Genomic DNA, 24,638 nt, shown 5'->3' with positions numbered 1-24,638 from the left:
GAACACGCGAGTGTTTCTTTCTAGGCAAGAACTTACAAGTGGGAGACCGCAGGTCATACCGTGAGGGGTGGGAACATCCTTTGGCTGGTGTCTGCATGATGGTTTTCTGGTTGTGTGTTGTTTGAGAACTGCACAGTGGACGCGAGCATCTTTGTTGTAAGTAATTAAGAGCGTACGGTGGATGCCTTGGCACCAGGAGCCGATGAAGGACGTAGTAGGCTGCGATAAGCCTCGGGGAGCTGTCAAACGAGCTGAGATCCGAGGGTCTCCGAATGGGGAAACCCAGCCACAGTGATGTGTGGTTACCCGCGCCTGAATATATAGGGCGTGTGGAGGGAACGTGGGGAAGTGAAACATCTCAGTACCCACAGGAAGAGAAAACAATAGTGATTCCGTGAGTAGTGGCGAGCGAAAGCGGAAGAGGCTAAACCATGTACATGTGATAGCCGGCAGGCGTTGTGTGCGTGGGGTTGTGGGGCCTTTCTTCTCATCACTGCCGTGGTGGGCGAGAGTAAGAAACCGGGTTGTTAGTCGAAGTGGTCTGGAACGGCCTGTCGTAGAGGGTGAGAATCCCGTAGACGAAAACTTCCCGGCTCTCGTGAATGGTTCCCAAGTAGCAGCGGGCCCGTGAAATCTGCTGTGAATCTGTCGGGACCACCCGATAAGCCTGAATACTCCCTGGTGACCGATAGCGGACTAGTACCGTGAGGGAAAGGTGAAAAGTACCCCGGGAGGGGAGTGAAATAGTACCTGAAACCGTGCGCTTACAATCCGTCAAAGCCTTTGCACAGCTTGCTGTGGGGGTGATGGCGTGCCTTTTGAAGAATGAGCCTGCGAGTTAGTGGCATGTGGCGAGGTTAACCCGTGAGGGGCAGCCGTAGCGAAAGCGAGTCCGAATAGGGCGGTCCAGTCGCATGCTCTAGACCCGAAGCGGAGTGATCTACCCATGGCCAGGGTGAAGCGACGGTAAGACGTCGTGGAGGCCCGAACCCACTTAGGTTGAAAACTGAGGGGATGAGCTGTGGGTAGGGGTGAAAGGCCAATCAAACTCCGTGATAGCTGGTTCTCCCCGAAATGCATTTAGGTGCAGCGTCGCGTGTTTCTCACCGGAGGTAGAGCTACTGGATGGTCTAGGGGGCCCACAAGCTTACCGAAATCAGCCAAACTCCGAATGCCGGTGAGTGAGAGCGCGGCAGTGAGACTGCGGGCGATAAGGTTCGTAGTCGAGAGGGAAACAGCCCAGATCGCCAGCTAAGGTCCCTAAGCGTGTACTAAGTGGAAAAGGATGTGGGGTCGCGAAGACAACCAGGAGGTTGGCTTAGAAGCAGCCACCCTTGAAAGAGTGCGTAATAGCTCACTGGTCAAGTGATCCTGCGCCGACAATGTAGCGGGGCTCAAGTACACCACCGAAGCTGCGGCATTCATGCAATACACCTCCTTGTTCCTGCGGGGACTTGGGCAGTGGTATGGATGGGTAGGGGAGCGTCGTGCAGCCATGGAAGCGTCGGAGTGATCCAGGCGTGGAGGCTGCACGAGTGAGAATGCAGGCATGAGTAGCGAAAGAAGAGTGAGAAACTCTTCCGCCGAATGACCAAGGGTTCCTGGGCCAGGTTAATCCGCCCAGGGTGAGTCGGGACCTAAGGCGAGGCCGACAGGCGTAGTCGATGGACAACGGGTTGATATTCCCGTACCCGTGTAAACGCGCCCATGGTGAATCAGTGATACTAACCGCCCTGAAGCCGGCCAATGTTCCTTCGGGATCATGGTCGGGGATGCGCGGGACCTGATCTGGTAGTAGCCAAGCGATGGGGTGACGCAGGAAGGTAGCTGAGCCAGTCAGTGGTAATACTGGTGTAAGCGTGTAGGGAGTGGCATAGGCAAATCCGTGCCACACATATCCTGAGACGTGATGCATAGCCGATTGAGGCGAATTCAGTGATCCTATGCTGCCGAGAAAAGCCTCTAGCGAGCTTTTACACGGCCCGTACCCCAAACCGACACAGGTGGTCAGGTAGAGAATACTAAGGCGATCGAGATAACTATGGTTAAGGAACTCGGCAAAATGCCCCCGTAACTTCGGGAGAAGGGGGCCTCGTCTGGTGATCGGATTTACTCCGTGAGCTGGGTGGGGCCGCAGAGACCAGTGAGAAGCGACTGTTTACTAAAACACAGGTCCGTGCGAAGTCGTAAGACGATGTATACGGACTGACGCCTGCCCGGTGCTGGAAGGTTAAGAGGACCGGTTAGCTTTTCGGAGCGAAGCTGAGAATTTAAGCCCCAGTAAACGGCGGTGGTAACTATAACCATCCTAAGGTAGCGAAATTCCTTGTCGGGTAAGTTCCGACCTGCACGAATGGCGTAACGACTTCTCAGCTGTCTCAACCATAGACTCGGCGAAATTGCATTACGAGTAAAGATGCTCGTTACGCGCGGCAGGACGAAAAGACCCCGGACCTTCACTATAGCTTGGTATTGGTGTTCGGTTCGGTTTGTGTAGGATAGGTGGGAGACTGTGAAGCGGGCACGCCAGTGTTCGTGGAGTCATTGTTGAAATACCACTCTGATCGTATTGGACATCTAACCTCGGACCATGATCTGGTTCAGGGACAGTGCCTGGTGGGTAGTTTAACTGGGGCGGTTGCCTCCCAAAATGTAACGGAGGCGCCCAAAGGTTCCCTCAGCCTGGTTGGCAATCAGGTGTTGAGTGCAAGTGCACAAGGGAGCTTGACTGTGAGACTGACAGGTCGAGCAGGGACGAAAGTCGGGACTAGTGATCCGGCACCGGCAAGTGGAAGCGGTGTCGCTCAACGGATAAAAGGTACCCCGGGGATAACAGGCTGATCTTCCCCAAGAGTCCATATCGACGGGATGGTTTGGCACCTCGATGTCGGCTCGTCGCATCCTGGGGCTGGAGTAGGTCCCAAGGGTTGGGCTGTTCGCCCATTAAAGCGGCACGCGAGCTGGGTTTAGAACGTCGTGAGACAGTTCGGTCTCTATCCGCCGCGCGCGTTAGAAACTTGAGGAAGGCTGTCCCTAGTACGAGAGGACCGGGACGGACGAACCTCTGGTGTGCCAGTTGTTCCACCAGGAGCACCGCTGGTTAGCTACGTTCGGAAGGGATAACCGCTGAAAGCATCTAAGCGGGAAGCCTGTTCCAAGATGAGGTTTCTCACCCCTTGAGGGGGTAAGGCCCCGGCAGACCACCGGGTTGATAGGCCAGAACTGGAAGCACGGTAACGTGTGCAGGTGACTGGTACTAATAGGCCGAGGACTTACCACAAAGAAGCTACGCGTCCACTGTGCGGTATCTGAAACAACACACGATTTGTTTCAAGAACCGGAAACGATTCCATCGATGATCACATCGATTTGGATTGTGACCGTGTTCCGTGTGAAAATTTCACAGAGTTACGGCGGCCATAGCGGAGGGGAAACGCCCGGCCCCATTCCGAACCCGGAAGCTAAGCCCTCCAGCGCCGATGGTACTGCACTCGACAGGGTGTGGGAGAGTAGGACACCGCCGAACATAAATTGCGAATGCCTCGCATCACAGTCTTGAAAGAGACTGCGATGCGAGGCATTTCGCATATCCAGGGCACGAACACATACACCAGCCACACCACCGCGGCCCGATCGAGTGTGCACCGACCCGCAGATCTACTCGGGCGATACCCCGTCCCCCAAGCATTTCGTGCAGGGAGGCGGCCCCCAACTGCACACTCGACGAGAAAACCCGGCCGTCGAGTCGACGGCCGGGTGTCTCAGTACTGCGGGATCAGCTCAGCAGGTGCGCGCAGCGCAGCAGGCCGAGATGGCTGTACGCCTGCGGGTGATTGCCGAGCGACCGCTCGGCCACCGGGTCGTACTCCTCGGCGAGCAGGCCGGTGGGGCCGGCCGCATCGACCAATTGCGCGAACAGGGCCTCGGCGTCCGATCGTTCCCCGATCAGCAGGTAGGCCTCGATCAACCAGGCCGCGCACAGGTGGAATCCACCCTCGCCGCCGGGCAGGCCGTCGTCGTGGTGGTACCGGTACACGGTCGAGCCGCTCCGCAGCTCCGCCTCGGTGGCCCGGACCGTTGCGATGAACCGCGGATCGGTCGGGTCGATGAGCCCGGAGAGCCCGATGTGCAGCGTCGCCGCGTCCAGGTCGGTGCCGTCATAGGCGGCGGTGTACGAGAGCGCACGATCGCTCCAACCGCGATCCTTGACCTCGTCGGCGATCTCGGCCCGCAGTGACGTCCATCCGGGTTCGGACTGTCGGCCGAAACGCTCGGCCAGTGTCAGGGCTCTGTCGACGGTGACCCAGCACATGACCTTCGAGTACACGTGGTGGCGCGGGTTCCCACGGATCTCCCAGATGCCGTTGTCCGGTTCGTCCCAGCGTCGCTCGACCGCGGAGACCATGGCCTGCACCAGGTTCCAATCGGCATCGGTGAGAACATCGGTCAGGCCTGCCTTCTCGCGGGCCTCGGCGAGGTGCGAGATCAGGTCGACGATGGGACCGAAGACATCGAGCTGCACCTGCGAGTTCGCGGCGTTGCCGACTCGGACCGGCCGTGAACCCGAGTATCCGGGCAGGGAGTCGAGCACCGCCTCGGGCGGCAGGTTGGCACCGTAGATCGTGTACAGCGGATGCAGGCGCTCGGGACCGGGCAGCGTCTCGAGCACCCCGTGCACCCACTCCAGGAAGTTCTCGGCCTCGCCCAGCGAGCCGAGCGAGACGAGCGCGGACGCGGTCAGCGACGCGTCCCGGAGCCAGCAGTAGCGGTAGTCCCAGTTGCGGACCCCACCGATCTCCTCGGGCAGCGAGGTGGTGGCTGCGGCCAGGATCGATCCCGAGTCGGCGTGCACGAGCCCCCGCAGTGTCAGGGCGGAGCGCTTCATCAGCCCGCGCTTGCGGGCGGGCAGGGTCAGGCTGTCGGCCCAGTCGCTCCAGTACGACTCGGCCAGCGACCTGCGCTCCGACTCCGGCACGGAGGTCGGTCCGAGTTCCGTGGTACCGCAGCGCAGTTCGAGGACGATCGGTCCCTGTGCGGGGTCGACGACGGCACGCGCGCTCTGCTGGACACCGTCGCTGGTGATCTCCCATTCGACGCCGGGGGAGCGCAGTACGAGCGGATCGCTGGTTCCGTACACCCGCAGGCCGTCGGCCTCCTGCTCGAGGTGCACCTGCACCTGTCCGAACTCGGGACGCGGCGCGAAGGTCACCACGGCCTTGGCCTGACCCGTGATCACGCGGGTGAGGTCGGTGCGGCCCTGCTCGACGTCGTGGGGCAGGTAGTCGGTGACCTGCAGGCTCGCCCAACGGGTCTCGACGGTCATGGTGCCGTCGACATATCGCTGGCTCAGCGGCAGCGCCTCCCTCAGGGGCCGACTGTGAAGTGGCCTGCGCCGACACCGCCGAGCAGGTGCGCGAACACCGCGGCGGAATCGGGCTCCGGGTGGCAGAGCCAGGTCAGGGTGGCGTCGGGGGTCAGCAGCGCGACCGTCCTTGGGTTCGCCAGCATGCTGAGACGCTCGATCGGGGTGGCGCTTTCGCCGTGGAGCCAGGTGCGCCGCTCCTCGAGCAGGAACGCCAGCGCGGCGGAGACGTCCTCGGTGCTCGACACCCGGAACTCGGCGAGCGATTCGCCGGGGCCCACCTTGACGCCGAGATCCGGTCCCTGGAGTCGGCTGAACGCCTTCTCGTCGGTGATGTCGTCGCCGAAGAACACGGTGGCGGAGGCACCCTCGCGGTGCCGCAGGATGTCGAGTGCCTCGCCCTTGTCGGTGGTGATCACCGCGAGTTCGATCACGGCCTTGCCCTCGGTGACCTGTACGCCGTTCCAGGTGGCGGCACCACCCCGCACGCGCGACAGCGCCGCCTCGGCGATCTCGGGAGCGGCATTGCGCACGTGCAGGGCGGCGCTGGCCGGCTTGATCTCGACGGTGACGCCGGGGCCCGCGGCGGCGACGGCCTGCAACTCCTCGGAGACCTCCCGAAGCAATCGCTTGGCGTCGTCGTCGATCTCGCGCACGAAGCCGACGTCGAACTCGGAGCCGTGGCTGCCGACCAACTGCACCTCGACCGGTAGTCGGGACAGCATCGCCAGGTCCCGGAGCGCACGGCCCGAGATCACCGCCGATGTGGTGGCGGGCAGGCTCGCCAACGCTCGGAGGGCCCGCACGGACTCGGCGTGCGGGAAGGCTTTCGCGGGGTCGGAGACGATGGGCGCCATCGTGCCGTCATAGTCCGACGCCACGAGGAGCCGAGGCGTTCTCGCGACTGATACGAGACGCCTGCGAAGCTCGACGGGTAGGTCTTGCGCACTCACTGCGCAAAGTCTACTTACGCGACGCCCGGATCCTTGTAACCGCCGCCGAGAAGGAGTTCGACGGTCAGTTCCAGGCGCTTGGCGACGTCCGTCGCGGAGGAGCGACGGGTGAGCCATGCGACGAGGTTCGAGAGCCACACATCGGAGATGACGCGAGCGATCGCGAGCTGCTCCTCGCTCGGATCGCCGTCGCTCATCGCGCGGGCGAACAGCGAGTCCATCAGCTTGCCGACCTGATCGACCTCGGCGGCCGCGGAGGCGTCGGCGAACATGAAGGCACGGGTCATGGCCTCGGTGAGCAGCGGATCGCGCTGCATCGCCCGGGTGATCTGGCCGAGGATCAGGTGCATGCGCTCGATCGGGGTGTCGCCGGGCGGCAACTTCTTGCGGGAGTCGATCTTCTCGAACTCGCGGGCGAGCGAGGACACCAGGAGGTGGACCTTCGACGGGAAGTACCGGTACAGGGTTCCCACCGCGACATCGGCTCGCTCGGCGACGGCGCGCATCTGCACGGCCTCGTACCCGCCCTTGGACGCGAGGGCCAGGGTGGCATCGAGGATCCGCTTGCGACGCTCGCGCTGCGCGTTGGAACTGAGATCCTCGTCGGTCAGCGTCGAGACGGCCCCGTTGGTCGAGGCGGTCTTAGCCGCGGAACGGGTTCGAGATGAGGAGGTCATCCACAGATTCCTTGATATCGGCGAGTAGTTGAGTTCGTGCAGTTCGTGCCAGGTCTTGACTCTTGCCCGGCCCACATATTAGAACACGTTCTAGACAAATTTGTCAGTAATGAAAGGTTGGCCTCCCTTGTGACAATCGCCACGACAGACGACCAGCGTGCCGTCCAGGAATCGATTCAGGCCTGGGCCCGCGCGACGAACCCGATCGAGACGCTACGGCAGGGGCCGGCCGATTCGTGGCGGTCGCACTGGTCCGCCATCGCTGACCTCGGCCTGTTCTCGGTCGCGCAGGCCGAGGAGGTCGGCGGCGCCGACGGCGAGATCGTCGACCTCGCGGTGATGCTCGAGCAGGCGGCCGCGGCGCTGGCCGCGGGTCCGGTGCTCTCGACCGCGCTCGCGGCGCTGGTCGTCGGCCGCAGCGGCGAGGCCGCGGCCAAGCAGTGGGGTCCCGAACTGGCCGAGGGCAACCTGCCGGTCGGCGTCGTGGTCGACGGCGTCGTGACGGCCGAGGCCGATGGCGACGGCGGCCTGGTCCTCAGCGGTGAGGCCGGGCTCGCGCTCGGCGGCGGGCCCGGCGTCGGCGTGCTGCTCGCGGCCTCGCGCGGCGACGACACCGTGTGGTGCCTCGTCGACGCCGAGGCGGACGGACTGACCGTCGAGGCGTTGGAGAACGTCGACGTGAGCACCCCGCTGGGCCGGGTGTCCTGTGCGGGTGTCCGGGTGAGCGCGGACCGGATCGTCGTCGGGCTGCGCCCCGGACTGGTCAGGGATCTGGCCGCGACGCTGGTCGCCGCGGAGGCGGCGGGTGTGGCGGGCTGGTGCCTGCGGACCGCCGTGGAGTACGCGAAGATCCGCGAGCAGTTCGGCAAGCCGATCGGCTCGTTCCAGGCCATCAAGCACCTGTGTGCCGAGATGCTGTGCCGTGTGGAGCAGACCCGGGCCGTGGCCTGGGATGCCGCGGTCGCGGCGGAATCCGACGCCGAACTGCCGATCGCGGCCGCGGTCGCCGCTTCGGTCGCCCTCGACGCGGCCGTGGACACCGCCAAGGACTGCATCCAGGTGCTCGGCGGCATCGGCTTCACCTGGGAGCACGACGCGCACTTCTACCTGCGACGAGTCCTCTCGCTGCGGCAGCTGCTCGGCGGCGGCGCGTTCTGGCGGGCCCGGGTCGCGGAGCTCACCCAGGCGGGCGAGCGCAGGCACCTGACCGTCGATCTGGGTGACCTCGAGGCCTCGCGGCCCGAGGTGCGCGCCGAGATCGAGGCGATCGTCGCGTTGCCCGAGGCGGAGCGTCGCGCCGCGTTCGCCGAGTCCGGGTACCTGGCTCCGCACTGGCCGGCGCCGTACGGAAAGTCCGCGAAGGCGGCCGAGCAGATCCTGATCGGCGAGGAGCTGGTGCGCGCCGAACTCGAGACGCCGAACCTGGTGATCGGGTGGTGGGCGGTGCCGACCATCCTCGAGCACGGCACCGCCGAGCAGATCGAGCGGTTCGCGATGCCCACGCTGCGCGGGGATCTGATCTGGTGCCAGCTGTTCTCCGAGCCGGGCGCAGGCTCCGACCTCGCGGCACTGCGCATGACCGCCGAGAAGGTTGACGGGGGCTGGGTCCTCAACGGCCAGAAGGTGTGGAATTCCCTGGCCCGCGAGGCGGATTGGGGCATCTGCCTGGCTCGCACCGACAAGGACGTGCCCAAGCACAAGGGCATCACCTACTTCCTGGTGGACATGCGCAGCGCGGGGATCCGGGTCTCGCCGCTGCGCGAGATCACCGGCGACGAACTGTTCAACGAGGTGTTCTTCGAGAACGTGTTCGTGCCCGATGACGGCGTGGTCGGGCAGGTCAACGGCGGGTGGAAGCTGGCCCGCACCACGCTGGCCAACGAGCGCGTCGCGATGAGCGGCGGCTCCTCGCTTGGCAAGGCGATGGAGGAACTGCTCGAACTGGCCGAGCGCGGCGGGCCGAACGCCGTCACCAAGGACCGGGTCGGATTCCTGATCGGCGAGGCCATGGTCGGCTCGCTGCTCGAGCACCGCACCACCCTGCGTCAGCTCGACGGTCAGGACCCCGGGCCCGAGTCGAGCGTGCGCAAGCTGGTCGGTGTCCGGCACCGACAGGCGGTCGCGGAGTTCGCGCTTGAGCTGTCCGGGCCGGGCGGCGCCATCGAGGGCCCGCTGTCCCGGGAGTTCCTGAACACCCGGTGCCTCTCGATCGCCGGCGGCACCGAGCAGATCCTGCTGACGGTGGCCGCGGAACGGATCCTCGGGCTGCCGCGGGACTAGCTGCGGCAGGAAGTGCCCGGCACGGGGGCGAAGCGTTGCTCCCGTGCCGGGCCCGAACCGTTGTCCCCGTGCCGGGGAGCTGATACAACTAGAACAGGTTCTAACTCGTAGGCGGGATTGTTCAGCGTGGATTTCTCTCTGGATCAGACACAAGAAACGGTGGCGGAGATCGTCGTGGGGCTGTTGGCCCGCGAGGTCTCCGATCCCGCCGATACCAGCGGCTTCAACCCAGCGTTGTGGGAGGCGATGGCGAAGGCCGACCTGCTCTCGCTCGCGGTGCCCGAGCGGCTCGGCGGCGCCGGGCTCGGCCTGCCCGAGGTGTTGCCACTGCTCACCGAGACCGGCCGCGGTGCCGCGCCGGTGCCTGCGCTGGCCACCCTCGGCTTCGGCCTGCTCCCCGTGCTCGCGCTGGGGACGCAGGAACAGCAGGACGCGATCCTCGCCGAGGTGGCGACCGGACGGGTGCTCACCGCGGCTCTGAACGAGCCGGGCGCGGCGTTTCCGACGTCGCCGTCGACCACCGCGGTTGCGGACGGTGACGGTGTCGTCGTCAACGGCCTGAAGGTCGCCGTTCCGTTCGCCGACCTCGCATACCGGATCCTGATGCCGACCGACGCAGGCGTCGTGCTCGTCGCGCCCGACGCCCCCGGCGTCACGCTGGCCAAGATCTCCTCGTCCTCGGGCAGCCCGGAGTTCTCGGTGCGGCTCGACGGCGTCCGGGTCCCCGCCGCGGAGGTCCTTGGCGGCGACAACGCCACCCTGTACCGGATCGCGCTCGCGAGCATCGGTGCGTACACCGACGGACTGCTGGCAGGCGCCACCACGCTGACCGCCGAGCACCTGCGCACCCGTGAGCAGTTCGGCAAGCCGCTGGCGACCTTCCAGGCCGTGGCCCAGCAGATCGCCGACGTCTACGTCACCTCGCGCACCCTGCACGTCTCGGCGCTGGCGTCGGGCTGGCGGGTGGCCGAGGGCCTCGAGGCGGATGACGACCTCGAGGTGCTGGCCTACTGGATCGCGGCAGAGGTGCCCGCCGCGATGCGCACCCTGCACCACCTGCACGGCGGGTTGGGTGTGGACGTGACCTACCCGATGCACCGCTACTTCTCCATTGCCAAAGACCTGGCCCGCCTCGTCGGCGGCGCCTCATCTCGACTCGACCTCGTGGGGGCCCGGTGTTCATCGATCTGACACCCGAACAGCGTGAGCTGCAGGCGGAACTGCGCCGTTACTTCGCAGGCCTGATCTCTCCGGAGGAGGCCGAGATCATGCTCACCGAGCGACACGGCCCCACCTACCGTGAGGTCATTCGCCGGATGGGCAAGGACGGCTGGCTCGGCGTCGGCTGGCCGGTGGAGTTCGGCGGCCGTGGCTTCGGCGAGATCGAACAGCAGATCTTCGTCAACGAGGCTGTGCGGGCGGATGTTCCGCTGCCGTCGGTCACCCTGCAGACCGTCGGCCCGACGCTGCAGACGTACGGAACCGAGGAGCAGAAGCGCAAGTTCCTGCCCTCGATCCTCGCGGGCGAGGTGCACTTCGCGATCGGCTACTCCGAGCCGGAGGCGGGCACCGACCTGGCCGCGCTGCGCACCACGGCGGTGCGCGACGGAGATGAGTACATCGTCAACGGCCAGAAGATCTTCACCACCGGTGGCCACGACGCCGACTACATCTGGCTCGCCGTGCGCACCGGCGATGCGGACTCGCGCCACCGCGGCATCTCGATCCTGATCGTGGACACCAAGGATCCCGGTTTCACGTGGACCCCGATCATCACCGCCGACGGCGCGCACCACGTCAACGCCACCTACTACTCCGACGTACGTGTGCCCGCGAGCATGCTTGTCGGCGAAGAGAACAAGGGCTGGCGCCTGATCACCACCCAGCTCAACCACGAGCGCGTCATGCTCGGACCGGCCGGCCGTGTTGCGGGCCTGTACGAGAAGGTGCACGAGTGGGCGGCCAAGCGGGACCTGCTCTCCGAACCGGACGTGCAGCGCGGTCTCGGCGAGATCCACGCGACCTACCGGCTCAACGAGCTCCTCAACTGGCAGGTGGCTGCGGCGACCGGCGACGTGGACATCGCCGACGCGTCGGCGACGAAGGTCTTTGCCACCGAGCGCATCCAGCGCGTCGGCCGGATCGCGGACGAGATCATCGGCGCGCACGGCGACCCCGGTGACCCGGAGACCGCGAAGCTGATGCGCTGGCTCGACGTGCAGGTCAAGCGGAACGTGGTGATCACGTTCGGCGGCGGCGTCAACGAGGTCATGCGCGAGCTCATCGCGATGGCGGGCCTCGGCCTGCCGAAGGTGCCCCGATGACCGCGACGGAGGTTTCAGTGAGCGACGGTTCAGCGAGCGACAAGGAAGCATCGATCCTCGCGGCGGCCGAGCGGGTGCGGGCGGGCGGCGCCAGCAAGGCCCGCGCAGGCCGCGACCCGATCAACATGCCGATGATCCGCAACTGGGTCGAGGCGATCGGCGACGAGAACCCCATCTACGTCGACGAGGACGCCGCAGTCGCGGCGGGCCACGGCGGCATCGTCGCCCCGCCCGCCATGGCGCAGGTCTGGACGATGCGCGGTCTCGGTGCCGTGCGCGAGGAGGACGATCCGCTCGGCCGGATGACGGAGATCCTCGACGAGGCCGGGTACACGTCGGTGGTCGCGACGAACTGCGACCAGACGTACCACCGCTATGTCCGTCCGGGCGAAGAGGTGACCATCGAGTCGGTCCTCGAAGACGTTGTGGGCCCGAAGAAGACGGGTCTGGGCGAGGGCTGGTTCTTCACCACCCGGAACTTCTGGAAGGTGGGCGACGAGGTCGTCGCCGAGATGCTCTTCCGGATCCTGAAGTTCGCGCCCCCAGCGAAGGAGGCGCCCGCTCCCGCGGGAGTCGCGTCGTCGAGCCTGGGCGAGTCGCTCGACGATCTCGACCCGACCCGGATGCTGCGTCCCTCGCAGTCGCGCGACACCGAGTTCTTCTGGGAGGGCGTCGCGGCGCACGAGCTGCGTCTCCAGCAGCGCCAGGACGGTTCGCTGCAGCACCCACCGGTGCCTGCGATCTGGAAGGACAAGTCGGAGCGGACGGACTACGTCGTGGCCTCCGGGCTCGGCACCGTCTTCAGCTACGTCGTGCACCACGCGCCGAAGGTGCCGGGTCGTTCGCTGCCGTTCGTCGTCGCGCTCGTGGAACTCGCTGAGGGCGTGCGGATGCTCGGCGAGCTCCGTGGCGTCGATCCGAGCGAGGTCACGATCGGGATGCCGGTGCAGGTGGAGTTCCTCGACCTGCCGGGCGACGACGAGACCGGACAACAGCCGTGGACCCTGTACGCGTGGCGTCCCGTGAAGGAGCAGGCATGAGCTCGACCCTGACAGCGACAGTGGGGGAGACCCTGCCCGCCCTGTCCATCCACGGCGACCCGACGTTCATCGTGTCGACGGCGTTGGCCACCAGGGACTTCCAGGATGTTCACCACGACCGGGACAAGGCGCAGCAGCGCGGCTCGAAGGACATCTTCGTCAACATCCTCACCGACACCGGGCTGGTGCAGCGGTACGTCACCGACTGGGCCGGTCCGCGTGCGGTCATCAAGTCGATCAAGCTGCGTCTCGGTGTGCCCTGGTACGCCTACGACACGCTGACCCTGACCGGTGCCGTCTCCTCGGTCGAGGACGGCCTCGTCACCCTCGACATCGTCGGCAAGGACAGTCTCGGTGACCACATCAAGTCGACGGTCACCCTCGTCATGGACGGAGCGACGGCATGAGTGAGCTGTCCGGCAAGGCCGCCATCGTCGGCATCGGCGCCACCGATTTCTCCAAGGATTCGGGGCGCAGCGAGCTGCGTCTCGCCGCCGAGGCGGTCCAGGCCGCGCTCGACGACGCGGGCCTGAAGCCGTCCGATGTGGACGGCCTGACCTCGTTCACCATGGACACCAACACCGAAGTGGCCGTGGCGCGTTCGGTCGGGATCCCGAACCTGAAGTTCTTCAGCCGGATCCACTACGGCGGCGGCGCGGCCTGCGCCACCATCCAGCAGGCCGCGATGGCGGTGGCCACCGGTGTCGCGGACGTGGTTGTCGCCTACCGTGCGTTCAACGAACGCTCGGGAATGCGCTTCGGGCAGGTGAATTCGGCGCTGGTGCAGCAGGTGAACTCCTCCGGTACCGACAACGCGTTCTCGTACCCGCACGGGCTCAGCACCCCGGCGTCGTTCGTCGCGATGATCGCTCAGCGCTACATGCACGTGTACGGCGCCACCAGTGCGGACTTCGGACGGGTCGCGGTCGCGGACCGCAAGCACGCGGCGACCAACCCGAACGCCTTCTTCTACGGCAAGCCGATCACGATCGAGGAGCACCAGGCCTCGCGGTGGATCGCCGAGCCTTTGCACCTGCTGGACTGCTGCCAGGAGACCGACGGAGGCATCGCCATCGTCGTGACCTCGCCGGAGCGCGCGAAGGACCTGCCGAACACGCCCGCGATCATCGCCGCCGCGGCGCAGGGCAGCGGGGCCGATCAGTACATCATGACCAGCTACTACCGGGACGGCCTGAGCGGTCTGCCGGAGATGGGTCTGGTCGGCGACCAGCTGTGGGCCCAGTCGGGGCTGCGTCCGCAGGACATGCAGACCGCGGTGCTCTACGACCACTTCACCCCGTACGTGCTGATGCAGCTCGAGGAGCTCGGCTTCTGCGGCCGCGGCGAGGCCAAGGACTTCATCGCGGACGGTGCCATCGAGCTGGGCGGGCGGCTGCCCCTGAACACCCACGGTGGGCAGCTGGGCGAGGGCTACATCCACGGCATGAACGGCATCGCCGAGGGTGTCCGCCAGATCCGCGGCACCTCGGTGAACCAGGTTCCGGACGTGCAGAACGTCCTCGTCACGGCAGGCACCGGTGTGCCGACCTCCGGGCTGGTCCTGACGGCGTAGGCGCCTCCGGCGCCCGTGCGCGGTTGACGAGTGCTAGGACTCGTCAACCGCGCACGGGCGCGTCAGCGCCTTTGCGATGGGCGCGGCGAGCGCGGCGATGCACTCGGCGGTACCCGGCACGGGGCCCTCGAGCGCCCTGGCGCCGACGGTCCGGTCGAAGACCAGGCCCTCCAGCAGGGCGATCAGGTCCGCCGCGTCCTGCTCCGGGTCGCCCGTGCCGAGCAGGCGGGTGAGCCCGACCGCCCGCTCCCTGGAGAACAGGCTCACGGCGAGCGCGGCCTGGATCTGCTTGTCGTGCACCATCTCCAGCGTGAGTGCGTAGCGGGCGCGGATGTCGCGGGCGCGGTCGGCGAGCAGTCCGTCGACGTAGATCGCGATCCCATGGGCGATCTCGGCGATGCCCGCGTCCGTGTTCGGCGCCTGCGGTTCCGGCTGGGAATCGGTGAAGGCGCGTCGTGACCGGTCGGTGAGGTGCCCGACCGTCGCGACCAGCAGGTCGCGTTTGGTCCGGAAGTAGTAGGACGTAGATCCCACGGGCAGTCCCAGGTGTCGGTCGATGCCGCGATGGGTGAGTGCCCGGATGCCGTCCGTGGCGATGATGTCGAGCGCGGCGTCCGCGATGCGCGCCCGCCGGTCCGTCGTTTCCGTCATTGAATGTCGCTCCGATCACGTTGACCCATCGAACTCTACATTTGTAGAGTCGCGCTATGAAATCGATCCGAGTGGACGTGTTCGACCGGGCCGCGCACGGCGCCGGATTCGTGCTCGATCCGGCGCAGCGGGCGGCCGCCGAGCGCATGGCCGCGATGGACCTCACCACCGGCCGCGGCATCTACCTCTGGGGCCCGGTCGGCAGGGGTAAGACCTGGCTGATGGACGTGTTCCGCGATGGCATGAGTGGCGTTCGGACCCTTCGCGTGCACTTCCACGAGTTCTTCCGCCGACTGCACGAGCTCGTGCACACCCAAGGGATCGAACGCGCGTTGGATTCGCTGCTCGAGCGCTGCAAGATCCTGTTCTTCGACGAGTTCCACGTGCACGACGTCGGGGACGGCGCGTTGCTGACGAGGCTGCTCGGGGCGCTGCGCAAGCGCAAGGTGACGCTGGTGGTCACCTCGAACTATCCGCCGGACGGGCTGATGCCGAACCCGCTGTTCCACGAGACGTTCGTGCCGACCATCGAGGTGCTCAAGGCGCGGATGGAGGTCGTCGAGGTGTCGGGCGCCGTCGACTACCGCGGATCGGGAACCGGTTCGCTGCGATTCGGTGCCGGGCGGTACCTGACCGATGCGGCCACCCTGCAATGGCCGGCGGCAGGCGATCGCGTCACGCTCCGCCCCACCACCCAGCCCATTACGGCGCTCTCGGCGGCAGGCGATCTGGTCTGGTTCGAGTTCGCGGACCTGTGCGAGCGGCCGACCTCGACGCTGGACTACCTGAGCCTGGCGGCGGCCTACCCGCGCTGGGTGCTGAGCGGCGTGCCGCAGATGGTCGACGCGAGTCCCGATGGGGTGCAACGATTCTGCAATGTCGTCGACATTCTCCACGACCAGGACACCGAACTAACCCTGGTCGGCGCGGATTGGCGGGTGCCCGGGGCCGACCCGGTCGCGGGCGGGCTGGACCTGGCACGCACCCGCAGCAGACTGGCGCTGCTCAGATGAGCTAGCCGGCGGCGGGGTCGAGGTCGCGATCGGCCGACGATCCCGCCGCCGCCGACGGACCCTGCTCGTCCGCGCGGCCGCGGGTGATCAGCCATCCGAAGGCCGTCGCGACGGGGAACATGACCACGCCGTACACCGCGGCGGGGACCGCGATGCGGGTGCTGTCGAGCAGGCTGATCGCGATCGTGATCGCGAGCGTGCTGTTGTGGATGCCGATCTCCATCGAGCTGGCGATCGACTGCCTGCTGGCGATGCCCAGCCTCCTCGGCAGCAAATAGCCGATGGTCAGGCTCAGGATGCAGAAGATCAGCGTGATCAGCCCGACATCCGCCAGGTACCCGGTGACGTTCTCCCGCTCGGCGATCACCGTACCGACGATGACCAGTGCCAGGACCACGGCCGAGCCGATCCGGACGGGACGATCCATCCGGTCCGCGAAGGCCGGCCACGCCCGCCGTACCCAGACGCCGACGGCCACCGGGATCAGCACGATCGCGAAGATCTGCACCACCTTCGAGAACTGCAGTCCGAGGGAACCCGTGCCGTCCGTTGGTGCGAAGTGCCCGAGCGCGAAGTTGGTGATCAGCGGCAGCGACACCACCGCGATCACCGAATTCACTGCCGTGAGTGTGACGTTCAGTGCCACATCGCCTCGGAACAGGTGGCTGAACAGGTTTGCCGTTGTCCCGCCGGGTGAGGCGGCCAGCAGCATCATGCCCACCGCCAGGAGAGGAGGCAGGTCGAACAGCAGCACCAGTCCGAACGCGATCGCGGGCAGCAGGATCAACTGGCAGACCAGCGCGATCACGACGGCCTTGGGGTGCTTGGCGACCCGGGCGAAGTCCCCGATGGTCAGGGACAGGCCGAGGCCGAACATGATGATCGCCAACGCGAGTGGCAGCGCGACCGTGGACAGCCCGGAATTCATCGCAGGTCCCCGTTTCCTGGAAGTCTTGCGACGTGCACGCGTCGCCGTCAGAAGCCTCGGCGCAAAGATACGGGTGTCCGCACCCGAATTGGGCATATCGCCCAGATTCGTCGTGCCGGAGGGCTCGCCGTCGTCGCCGCGTCGCCGAAGCGATCTTCCGCTGCTATGACGGGTGGCATAGCCTCGCTGGGACGGTATCCGGCGAGAGGTGGAATCGATGACGGTCGCACACGCGGTCAAAGACCAGATCCAGCAGATCGGTGGAGGATTCATGTTCTCCCGTGAAGCCAAGGAGTTCGGCCGCACCACCGGTGTGGACGGCTTCATCGGCCCGTACATGCGCGGCCGCTGCGGCGTCCTCGGCGAGGTCGACGCCGACGTCGTGACGGCCGCCGCGGGCTTCTTCCCCGCCGACAGCGTCAGGGCCGCCTGGGAGTCGGTGACGATGCCCGCCGCCGAGGCCGCCCGTGGCTACGCGCTCGCCGCGCAGCAGTTCGGTGTCCGCAAGCTCGCCGCGTTCGACGCCGCCGATCGGCTTGCCGAACTGATGGAGGCGGTCGCGGTCAACGCCGATCCCGCGGGCGTGCCGCTGTTCGCCGGCTGGCGTGCCGTGCCGCTGCCCGCGGATCCGCGGGCTCGGGTCCTCCAGCTCACCCACGTCCTGCGCGAGCTGCGCGGCGGGCTCCACCTCGTCGCGGTCAAGAGCCAGCGCGTCAGCCCGAGGGACGCCGTCCTGATCTCCGGGTCGCCGCTGGCCAGCGGACCCGACCAGGCCGCGCTCTACGGCTGGCCCGCGCCCTACACGGCGCCAGGGGAGGACATCCGGGCCAGGTGGGCGCGCGCCGAGGAGATCACCGACGAACTCGCCTCCCAGGCATTCGACGTCCTCGACGAGTCCGAGGGCAAGGAGCTCGTCACCCTCCTCGCGGACGCCCACGCGGGAGTATTCCCGCCTCGCTGATCGCGGATCGGCCCGCGCGCATCCATCGATCTCGTGCGGGCACCGTGCGACTATGGAGTGGTGGGCACGGCGGTCGGTCGCACTGCCACGGTTATCGCGTTGATCGTGGTGAGCGTCCTTGCGCTCCGCGGCTATCTGCCCGAGGTCGAGCGGCCGACGGCGCCGCCCCGGACCGACGGGAGGGCCGCGCTGGTCGCGATGCTCGTCATCGCCGCCCTCGCGGTCCTGGTGGCGGCGATCGCCCTCGTGGCGGTGCTGGTACTGGGCCCCTCGCGCAGGCCCGTGCGGCCGGCGCCGACGTGGATCGGCCATCGTCCGGCGCCCGGCCGGTGGTGGCAGGGGCGGCGTGGTTCGGGTTCGCGGGACTGGTGGTGGTCGCCGCGCTCGCCCTCGCGCCGAACCGGGACCGGGCGGCCCCCGCCGATCCGAATGGCGGTGCGGCGGATCCGAATGTGCCCGCGGTCGGACAGCTCCCGGCGCCGCGGGGCAGCGAGATCTGGCCGGACGTCCTGCTGGTGTTGCCGCTGTTGACCGCGCTGCTGTTGGCCGGGGCCGTCGCCCGCGCGCGGCTGCTGTTGCCCGACCGGAGCGACGTCCGCGAGGAGGACGCCGTCCCAGCGGCCCGGCGGGCGGCCGCCGAATCCTTGCGGCGCGCAGCGGAACTGGGCCTTGTCGAGGTCGCGAACACCGGGGCCGACCCCCGATCGGCCATCATCGCCTGCTACCTGGCGATGGAACGCGGTCTTGGTGCGGCCCCCGACGCCGCGCCGCTCGCATCCGACACCCCGTCGGAGGTGCTGGCACGTGCGGTACGCCACGGTGTGCTGCATCGGGAGAGCGCCACGGCGCTGGTCGGGCTCTTCGAGGAGGCCAGGTTCAGCGGACACGAGATGACCGAGGAGCACCGGAGCACCGCGGCGGAGTTGTTGCGCTCGGTCCTGGCCGAACTGGGGGAGGCGCGATGCGCCGCATCGCCGTGATCGGGATCCTCTTCGTCGCGGCGCTGGAGGCCACGGCGCTGCGGGCGGGAGCGCCTGCGGCCTCGTTGATCGCGGTCGGAGCATCGGCCGCCGTCGTGATCTTCGCGATGCGCCGAACCGTCGACGCGGCACCGGCGGCGGGCGAGGTCGCCGCGCCGCTGAACTCCCAGGAAGAGATGTTGCTTCGCTGGCGGCTGCGCACAGAGACGCTGGTGAGCTGGGCGGACGGTTCGTGCGCGGACTGGGACCGGCACCTGCGGCCACTGCTTGCCCGCGAGTTCGTGCACGTGAGCGGACCGCGTGCGCCGCGGGGTCATGCCGAGATCGAAGCGGCCGGGGCCGCGATGTTCGGCGCCGACCTGTGGCGGTGGGTGGACCCGGCGGGCGCCCGCGCGGGCGATCCGGATGGGCCCGGCCCCGGGCGCGGTGCACTCGAGCGCATCCTGACCCGACTGGAGCAGCTGTGACCGCCGCGACGCAGGCCACCACGGCCAGAGCAGGGGCGGTCCTCGCCGAGGTCGAACGGGCCGTGGTCGGCAAGCGGGACGCGATCACGACCGTGCTGCTGGTGGTCCTCGCCGGTGGACACGTGCTGATAGAGGATCTGCCGGGGTTGGGCAAGACGTTGATCGCGCGGTCCTTCGCGTCGGCGCTCGGGCTGGAGTTCACCCGAGTCCAGTTCACGCCGGACCTGCTGCCAGCCGACCTGCTCGGCTCGACCGTCTACGACATGCAGTCGGGACGGTTCGAGTTCCGGGCCGGCCCGGTGTTCACCAATGTCCTCCTCGCCGACGAGATCAACCGAACGCCGCCGAAAACCCAAGCGGCACTGCTGGAATCGATGGCGGAGGGACAGGTGAGCATCGACGGCGTCACCCGGCCGCTGCCGGATCCGTTCATCGTCCTCGCCACCGACAACCCGATCGAGTACGAGGGCACCTATCCGCTCCCGGAGGCGCAGCTCGACAGGTTCATGTTGCGGCTGCGGGTGGGATACCTCGGCGCCGCGGACGAGCAGGAGATGCTGCAGCGCCGCCTGGACCGGGGCGCTGCCACGGTGGCCGTCCGGGCGATCGTGACGGCCGAGGAACTGCATGCCATGCGTGGCAGCGTCGAGCAGGTCTCGGTGCATCCGGACGTGCTCCGCTACGTGGTCTCGCTGGCGGCAGCGACCCGCTCGCATCCCCAGGTGGAGGTCGGTGCGAGCCCACGGGCCGAGCTCGACCTCGTCCAGCTCGCCCGGGCGCGGGCGCTCCTCGGCGGTCGGGACTACGTCATCCCGAGGACGTCAAGGCGCTGGCCGCGCCCGCGATGGCACACCGGATCTCGCTGCGACCGGAGATGTGGGTACGCCGGATCCACGCGGAGGAGGTGGTCGCCGACATCCTGCGCCGGCTGCCGGTGCCGAGGGCGAGCACGTGAGCGCCATCGAGTGGCGGGCCTCGCCCGCGGCGGCGGCTCTTGCGACGTGCTCGGCCACCGCGCTGGTCGTCGCGCTCGTCGGCGGCAGGCCGGAGCTGCTGGCCTTCGCCGCCCCGATGCTCGGCGCGCTCGCGGCGCGCGCGCTGTTGCCGCGCCCCGTCGATCACGTGACCGTGCGCGGCGAGCCAACGACGGTCCGGTTGTTCGAGGGAGAGTCGGTGCGGCTGGCGGTCGCGGTGGACGAGGCCGGCTCGCGATCGGCGCTCGGTGTCCATGCACTTCCGCAGGACGGGCTGGAGATCGACAAGGCAGCGGCGAGCTCGGGCGACCCGCGCACGGGCGTGCGGATCACCGCCGGGCGGTGGGGGAGTTATCGGCCGCGGGTGGCCGTCGACGCGACCGCGGCGGGCGGGTTGCTGGTGGGTGTGGCGGTGGCCGAGGTTGCCACGGTCGATGTGTTCCCCCTTGTGGATCCGAGCCGGCCGGGGATCCCGCCGACGGACCTGCCCGATCGGTTCGGGGCGCATCCCACCGAACGGCACGGGCCCGGGGTGGAGTACGCGGACATCCGCGCCTACGTCCCCGGCGACCAACTGCGAGCGGTGAACTGGCCGGTGAGCGCACGCCGTCGTGCCCTGCACGTCACCGAACGTCGGACGGACCGAGCGGCGGATGTCGTGGTGCTGATCGACGCGCACCCGCAGGCTCCCGGGCCCGCGAGCGAGAGCCTGGATCGGTCGGTACGCGGTGGCTGTCAGGTCGCACAGGCGGCGCTTCGGCGTGGTGACCGCACCGCGGTCGTCGTGCTCGGTGCCCGATCGCGCTGGCTCGCACCGGATCTCGGTCGTCGGCAGTTCTATCGCATCGTCGAGGCCGTGCTCGGGGCCGGGGAGCGCACCCTGCCGCTCGAGGGCACGCTGGTGCCACGGCCCGCTGTGCCGCCCGGCGCCGCCGTGGTCGCCTTCACCACGCTGCTGGACACGGACTTCGCCCTGGCGCTCATCGACCTCCGCAAGCGGGGCCGCACCGTGGCCGTGGTGGACGTGCTCGCGGGCCCGCCGTTCGCGGACGAGCTCGATCCGACCGTCGCCAGGATGTGGCGGCTCGAACGCCGGAACATGTATCGGGATCTCGGCGTCCTCGGGATCGATATCGTCGGCTGGCAGGGGGATTCGTCTCTCGACCGCGTGCTGGCCGGGATCGGCCGTCGGGGCAGGCGGGTGGTGCCGCGATGACGGGGCTCGCCGGATCGAGCGTGATGGCCCTCGGGGCAGGCTGGTCGATGAGCGCCGCGGTCGTTCCGCACGCGCAGGCACAGGCACTGATCGCGGCCGGGCTCTCCGCCGCGGGGGTGCTCGCCGCCCGGTGGAGCCGGGTGGCCGTGATCTGTGCGGTACAGGGCGCGCTGCTCGCGTTGGCCCTTGGCGAGCCAACGCCGGTGCAGGCGGGCCTCGCCGGGGTCGGGGCGACGGTGTTCGTGCTGGCCGCCCATGCCGCCCACACACCCGGGACCGCGTTCGCAGAGGCGGGGCTGGTGCTGGCGGTGGCGGTCGTGACCGCCGTCGCGGCGGTGTCGGTGTTCCTGCTGCCCTTCGAGATCGCCTGGCTGCCGCTGGTGGGCCGATCGCCTGCCTGGCCGTGTATGCGCTGGTGCTCGCGCCCTATGCGAGGTCGGGAAACGGACAGGGGCCGCGCTCGCGATCGGCGAGCACGGCCCCTGACGGGTCGAGCGGCTACGGCAGCAGCTGATCCATGAAGGAGTTGCTGTAGATCCGGTGCGGGTCGAGCGTGTTGAACGCCGCCCGTGCGGTGTCCCAGTTGTCGCTCGCGGGCACGCCGTCGCGGTAACTCTGCGGCAGGGCGCCGCTGATGATCCCGCCGTCGGTGTACGGGTCCGCGCCGAACGCCCAGCCCTTCGACCACTCGGGGCGGAAGGTGTAGTCGTTGCCCGTGTAGTGCGAGCGCATCCACTGCTCCATCTCGCGGTAGAACTCGAACATGCCGGGGGTACCCGGGACGCCGAGCACGTTCAGCCAGATGGCGGTGTCCCACTCGGGTGGTCCGGGCGAGGACGCATCGCGGAGATGGTCGGAGCGCCTGCCGAGGGACCTTGACGTCCGCGGCCTGGTCGAGCCCGCAGCAGCGGATCTCGACGGGACCGTTGAGCGGGTACTGGCCCTTCGCCTTGTAGAACTCGATGCGCTCGTTGAACCAGTGGGTGAAGTCGTGGATGACCTGACCGATGTTGGCGCGGTTGGTGATGACCGCGCCGCCGCCCTCGGTCAGGCGGAGGGTGGTGGCCTTGATGTAGAACTGGATGTCCTTCGACCAGCCCCAGATGTCGTTGGCGCCGGTCGCGGCGAGCCCGGCGACCGTGGTCGTGTACATGATGTTGCCGAACGCCGGTGCGATGCCGGGGAGGCCCGAGTTCATCTGTCCGAGAAGGTCGGTGACCGCCTCGGGCAGGTTGTCCGAGAACGGGTAGTTGTACGGGCCGGTGACCTCGCGCGACCCGGCGGGCTTGGTGGGCGCGACCGACCACACCTTGAGCCACGGCTTCTCGGTGAAGGGGTACCAGATGGCCTCCACGCCGCCGTTGGAGGCGACATAGCTCTCGAAGGTGCGGCCCGAGGCGCCCTTGGCGCCGAACATCTCGGTCCACTTGATGTCGGTGTAGCTCTGGCACCGCATCCGGAAGTTCGGGCCCGCCTGCAGCGTCACCGAGGTGAGGAAGGTGCGACCGAGGTTGGTCAGCAGGGGCTTGATCTGAGGATCGTTGCGGGAGTAGGTCTTCTGCGCGTACTTGGAGCCGTCCCAGACCACCGCGGTCAGCGAGGTCACCAGGTTGCTCAGCGAGCCGTAGGTGTGGCCAGGAGTGGTGGCCTGTCCGTTGGCGGGCAGGGCGGCGCCGTGCGCATCCACGGCAAGAGAGCCCGCGATGGACAGCACGCCCGGAGCGGGCAGGTTCGCGAAGCCGAGGCCCTGTGCCTGCAGCGCGGTGGTGATCGCGTCAAGGGTGGCACCCGGGCCCGCGGTCACGGTCGCGGGCGAGCCGCCCGCGTTGACGGAGACGCCGTTGAGGTGCTTCATCGTGTCGACCAGGATGACCTTGTCGACGGGGGCGCCGTTGACGACGGTCAGCGGGGTCCAGCCGTGCATGGCGCCGCGAGGACGAATCTTGTACCCGTTGTCGTGCGCCCAGTTCGCCAGGCGGACGACGTCGTCGGGCGACTTGGGGTGACAGGTCCAGACGGAGTCCAGCATGATCTCCTTGGACCAGTTCTGGTACGCCTGCTGCGCGAGTTCGATGCCGTCCGGGAAGCTCGGCGGCGCGGGGAGCGTCGGCCCGCCAAGCGAACCCGAGCCGCCTGCCGAGCCCGATGAGCCGAGCGGAATGGCGTAGACGGGCGTCCACGCGCCCGCCGCCGTCGCTGCCAGGGCCCCCGCCCTGCAGCGAGGAATCCCCGCCTTGATAAGCCGAGACGCTTATCGTTCGATTCCGGCATGCGTTTACTCCAGTCGTGTGTGAGAGAGGGGGAGTTGTGTTCGTTGAAGTCGGGTAGAGCGGTCGGCCGTGCTGGGTACGGCCGACCGCTCTGTCGTGCTTGCTGGATCAGGCGAGCGTGAGGACCACGTCTGCCAAGGCGGGCGAGTCGCTGCGCTCGAGAACGCTTGCCGAGATGAGCAACTGGCCGGCTTCTTTCCAGATCCGGATCTTGAGGGTCTCGCCCGGGTAGACCACCCCGGCGAAGCGGGCCTTGTAGCCCTTCACCTTCGATGTGTCAGCGTCCAACGCGGCATCGACAGCGGCCTTGCAGACCATTCCGTACGTGCACAGTCCATGCAGGATAGGCGCAGGGAACCCCGCCGCGCTGGCGAATTGGGGATCCGAGTGCAACGGGTTCCGGTCACCGCACATCCGGTACAGCAACGCCTGCTGCGGCAGGATCGGCGCCTCGACCTCGAAGTCGGGGGACCGGTCGGGCAGCGCGACGGACTCCGACGGGCCGCGCTCGCCGCCGAAGCCGCCCTCACCGCGCGCGAAGATCGACGAGCGCGCGGTCCACAGCGGATTCCCGTCCAGGTCCGTTGTGGTGGACTCCTGGACGATGACCGCGGCCTTGCCCTTGTCCCACACCTCGGAGATCCGGGTGGTGGTGCGTGCACTTCCCTCGGCCGGAATCGGTTGGTGCACGGTCACTTCCTGGCTGCCGTGCACGACCTTGGCGAGGTCGATCTCCACACCGGGGAAGGACACCTTCGGTGCCTCGGTGGCGTGGAAGTTGGCCACCACGGTGGCGAAGGTCGGCAGCACCTGCGGCTTGCCGTCCTCGAGGTAACGCAGCTCCTTGGCGTCGAGCGGACGTGCGCCCGCTCCGATGCCGAGGTGGTAGAGCTGCACGTCCGAGCTGGTCCAGGAGAACTCCTGGGTGGGCAGCTCGGCGCCGATCGCGATGTTGGGGTCGATGGGCAA

General features: G+C 67.7%; 16 protein-coding genes, 2 rRNA genes and 3 pseudogenes. 15 read left to right on the top strand and 6 right to left on the bottom strand.

The window, feature by feature from the left end; translation table 11 throughout:
- Positions 1–154 precede the first annotated feature (154 nt).
- Positions 155–3,280: ribosomal RNA gene (locus BTZ20_RS23030) — 23S ribosomal RNA — on the top strand.
- 129 nt (positions 3,281–3,409) lie between these two features.
- A 5S ribosomal RNA gene (rrf, locus tag BTZ20_RS23025) occupies positions 3,410–3,526 on the top strand.
- A 249-nt stretch (positions 3,527–3,775) separates the two neighbouring features.
- Here rrf and otsB read toward each other — a convergent pair.
- A pseudogene (gene otsB, locus BTZ20_RS23020) lies at positions 3,776–6,315 on the bottom strand (trehalose-phosphatase).
- A gap of 14 nt (positions 6,316–6,329) precedes the next feature.
- Entirely contained in the window at positions 6,330–6,992 is a 663-nt protein-coding gene (kstR, locus tag BTZ20_RS23015; protein WP_077042941.1) for a cholesterol catabolism transcriptional regulator KstR, read from the bottom strand.
- A gap of 129 nt (positions 6,993–7,121) precedes the next feature.
- On the opposite strand from kstR, the gene BTZ20_RS23010 reads away from it, so the two are divergent.
- From BTZ20_RS23010 to BTZ20_RS22985, 6 genes are all read left to right on the top strand, one after another.
- On the top strand, positions 7,122–9,272 hold the full coding sequence (locus BTZ20_RS23010; protein ID WP_077042940.1) for an acyl-CoA dehydrogenase: 2,151 nt from the start codon (positions 7,122–7,124) through the stop codon (positions 9,270–9,272).
- A gap of 126 nt (positions 9,273–9,398) precedes the next feature.
- A complete protein-coding gene (locus BTZ20_RS23005) occupies positions 9,399–10,463 on the top strand; it encodes an acyl-CoA dehydrogenase family protein (protein WP_077042939.1) in 1,065 nt (354 codons plus the stop codon).
- On the top strand, positions 10,448–11,596 hold the full coding sequence (locus tag BTZ20_RS23000) for an acyl-CoA dehydrogenase family protein (protein ID WP_077042938.1): 1,149 nt from the start codon (positions 10,448–10,450) through the stop codon (positions 11,594–11,596). Before BTZ20_RS23005 ends, BTZ20_RS23000 begins: the two co-directional genes overlap by 16 nt.
- 17 nt (positions 11,597–11,613) lie before the next feature.
- Positions 11,614–12,636, top strand: coding sequence for a bifunctional MaoC family dehydratase N-terminal/OB-fold nucleic acid binding domain-containing protein (locus BTZ20_RS22995; protein ID WP_411269094.1), 1,023 nt, complete (start codon positions 11,614–11,616; stop codon positions 12,634–12,636).
- A complete protein-coding gene (locus BTZ20_RS22990; protein WP_077042936.1) occupies positions 12,633–13,043 on the top strand; it encodes a MaoC family dehydratase in 411 nt (136 codons plus the stop codon). Before BTZ20_RS22995 ends, BTZ20_RS22990 begins: the two co-directional genes overlap by 4 nt.
- Complete coding sequence (locus tag BTZ20_RS22985) at positions 13,040–14,209, top strand: lipid-transfer protein (protein WP_077042935.1); 1,170 nt, start codon at positions 13,040–13,042, stop codon at positions 14,207–14,209. The genes BTZ20_RS22990 and BTZ20_RS22985 overlap by 4 nt, the downstream gene beginning before the upstream one ends.
- A gap of 33 nt (positions 14,210–14,242) precedes the next feature.
- On the opposite strand, the gene BTZ20_RS22980 is transcribed toward BTZ20_RS22985, so the two are convergent.
- On the bottom strand, positions 14,243–14,860 hold the full coding sequence (locus tag BTZ20_RS22980) for a TetR/AcrR family transcriptional regulator (RefSeq protein ID WP_077042934.1): 618 nt from the start codon (positions 14,858–14,860) through the stop codon (positions 14,243–14,245).
- A 56-nt stretch (positions 14,861–14,916) separates the two neighbouring features.
- On the opposite strand from BTZ20_RS22980, the gene zapE reads away from it, so the two are divergent.
- Positions 14,917–15,873: a cell division protein ZapE gene (zapE, locus tag BTZ20_RS22975; RefSeq protein ID WP_077042933.1), complete on the top strand. Its 957-nt coding sequence runs from the start codon at positions 14,917–14,919 to the stop codon at positions 15,871–15,873.
- 1 nt (position 15,874) lies between these two features.
- Here zapE and BTZ20_RS22970 read toward each other — a convergent pair whose 3' ends face one another.
- The gene (locus tag BTZ20_RS22970) at positions 15,875–16,801 is read right to left on the bottom strand and encodes a bile acid:sodium symporter family protein (RefSeq protein ID WP_077042932.1); all 927 of its coding nucleotides are present in this window, start codon (positions 16,799–16,801) and stop codon (positions 15,875–15,877) included.
- A 217-nt stretch (positions 16,802–17,018) separates the two neighbouring features.
- Between BTZ20_RS22970 and BTZ20_RS22965 the strand changes: the two genes are divergently transcribed.
- The 6 genes and pseudogenes from BTZ20_RS22965 to BTZ20_RS22940 all read left to right on the top strand — a co-directional run bounded on the left by BTZ20_RS22965 (position 17,019) and on the right by BTZ20_RS22940 (position 21,920).
- Positions 17,019–17,762, top strand: a complete 744-nt coding sequence (locus tag BTZ20_RS22965; RefSeq protein ID WP_077043922.1) for an SCO6745 family protein — start codon at positions 17,019–17,021, stop codon at positions 17,760–17,762.
- A gap of 299 nt (positions 17,763–18,061) precedes the next feature.
- Positions 18,062–18,742, top strand: coding sequence for a DUF4129 domain-containing protein (locus BTZ20_RS22960; RefSeq protein WP_145982400.1), 681 nt, complete (start codon positions 18,062–18,064; stop codon positions 18,740–18,742).
- Positions 18,724–19,209 (top strand): hypothetical protein, encoded by a 486-nt coding sequence (locus BTZ20_RS22955; protein ID WP_077042931.1) that lies wholly within the window; start codon positions 18,724–18,726, stop codon positions 19,207–19,209. The genes BTZ20_RS22960 and BTZ20_RS22955 overlap by 19 nt, the downstream gene beginning before the upstream one ends.
- Positions 19,206–20,164 (top strand): annotated as a pseudogene (locus tag BTZ20_RS22950) (AAA family ATPase). The gene BTZ20_RS22955 and the pseudogene BTZ20_RS22950 overlap by 4 nt, the downstream one beginning before the upstream one ends.
- Positions 20,161–21,399 (top strand): DUF58 domain-containing protein, encoded by a 1,239-nt coding sequence (locus BTZ20_RS22945; protein WP_077042930.1) that lies wholly within the window; start codon positions 20,161–20,163, stop codon positions 21,397–21,399. The pseudogene BTZ20_RS22950 and the gene BTZ20_RS22945 overlap by 4 nt, the downstream one beginning before the upstream one ends.
- A complete protein-coding gene (locus BTZ20_RS22940; protein WP_077042929.1) occupies positions 21,396–21,920 on the top strand; it encodes a hypothetical protein in 525 nt (174 codons plus the stop codon). The genes BTZ20_RS22945 and BTZ20_RS22940 overlap by 4 nt, the downstream gene beginning before the upstream one ends.
- Here BTZ20_RS22940 and BTZ20_RS22935 read toward each other — a convergent pair.
- Positions 21,898–23,670: pseudogene (locus tag BTZ20_RS22935) on the bottom strand (cholesterol oxidase substrate-binding domain-containing protein). The gene BTZ20_RS22940 and the pseudogene BTZ20_RS22935 overlap by 23 nt on opposite strands.
- A 107-nt stretch (positions 23,671–23,777) precedes the next feature.
- Positions 23,778–24,638: a MaoC/PaaZ C-terminal domain-containing protein gene (locus BTZ20_RS22930; RefSeq protein WP_077042928.1), complete on the bottom strand. Its 861-nt coding sequence runs from the start codon at positions 24,636–24,638 to the stop codon at positions 23,778–23,780.

Origin of the sequence: Rhodococcus sp. MTM3W5.2 (assembly GCF_001984015.1) — a bacterium.
In the GTDB taxonomy this organism is placed as follows: Bacteria; Actinomycetota; Actinomycetes; order Mycobacteriales; family Mycobacteriaceae; genus Rhodococcus_G; species Rhodococcus_G oryzae.
Note: the sequence above shows the minus strand (reverse complement) of the source record. Positions and strands in the feature narration are given on the sequence as shown.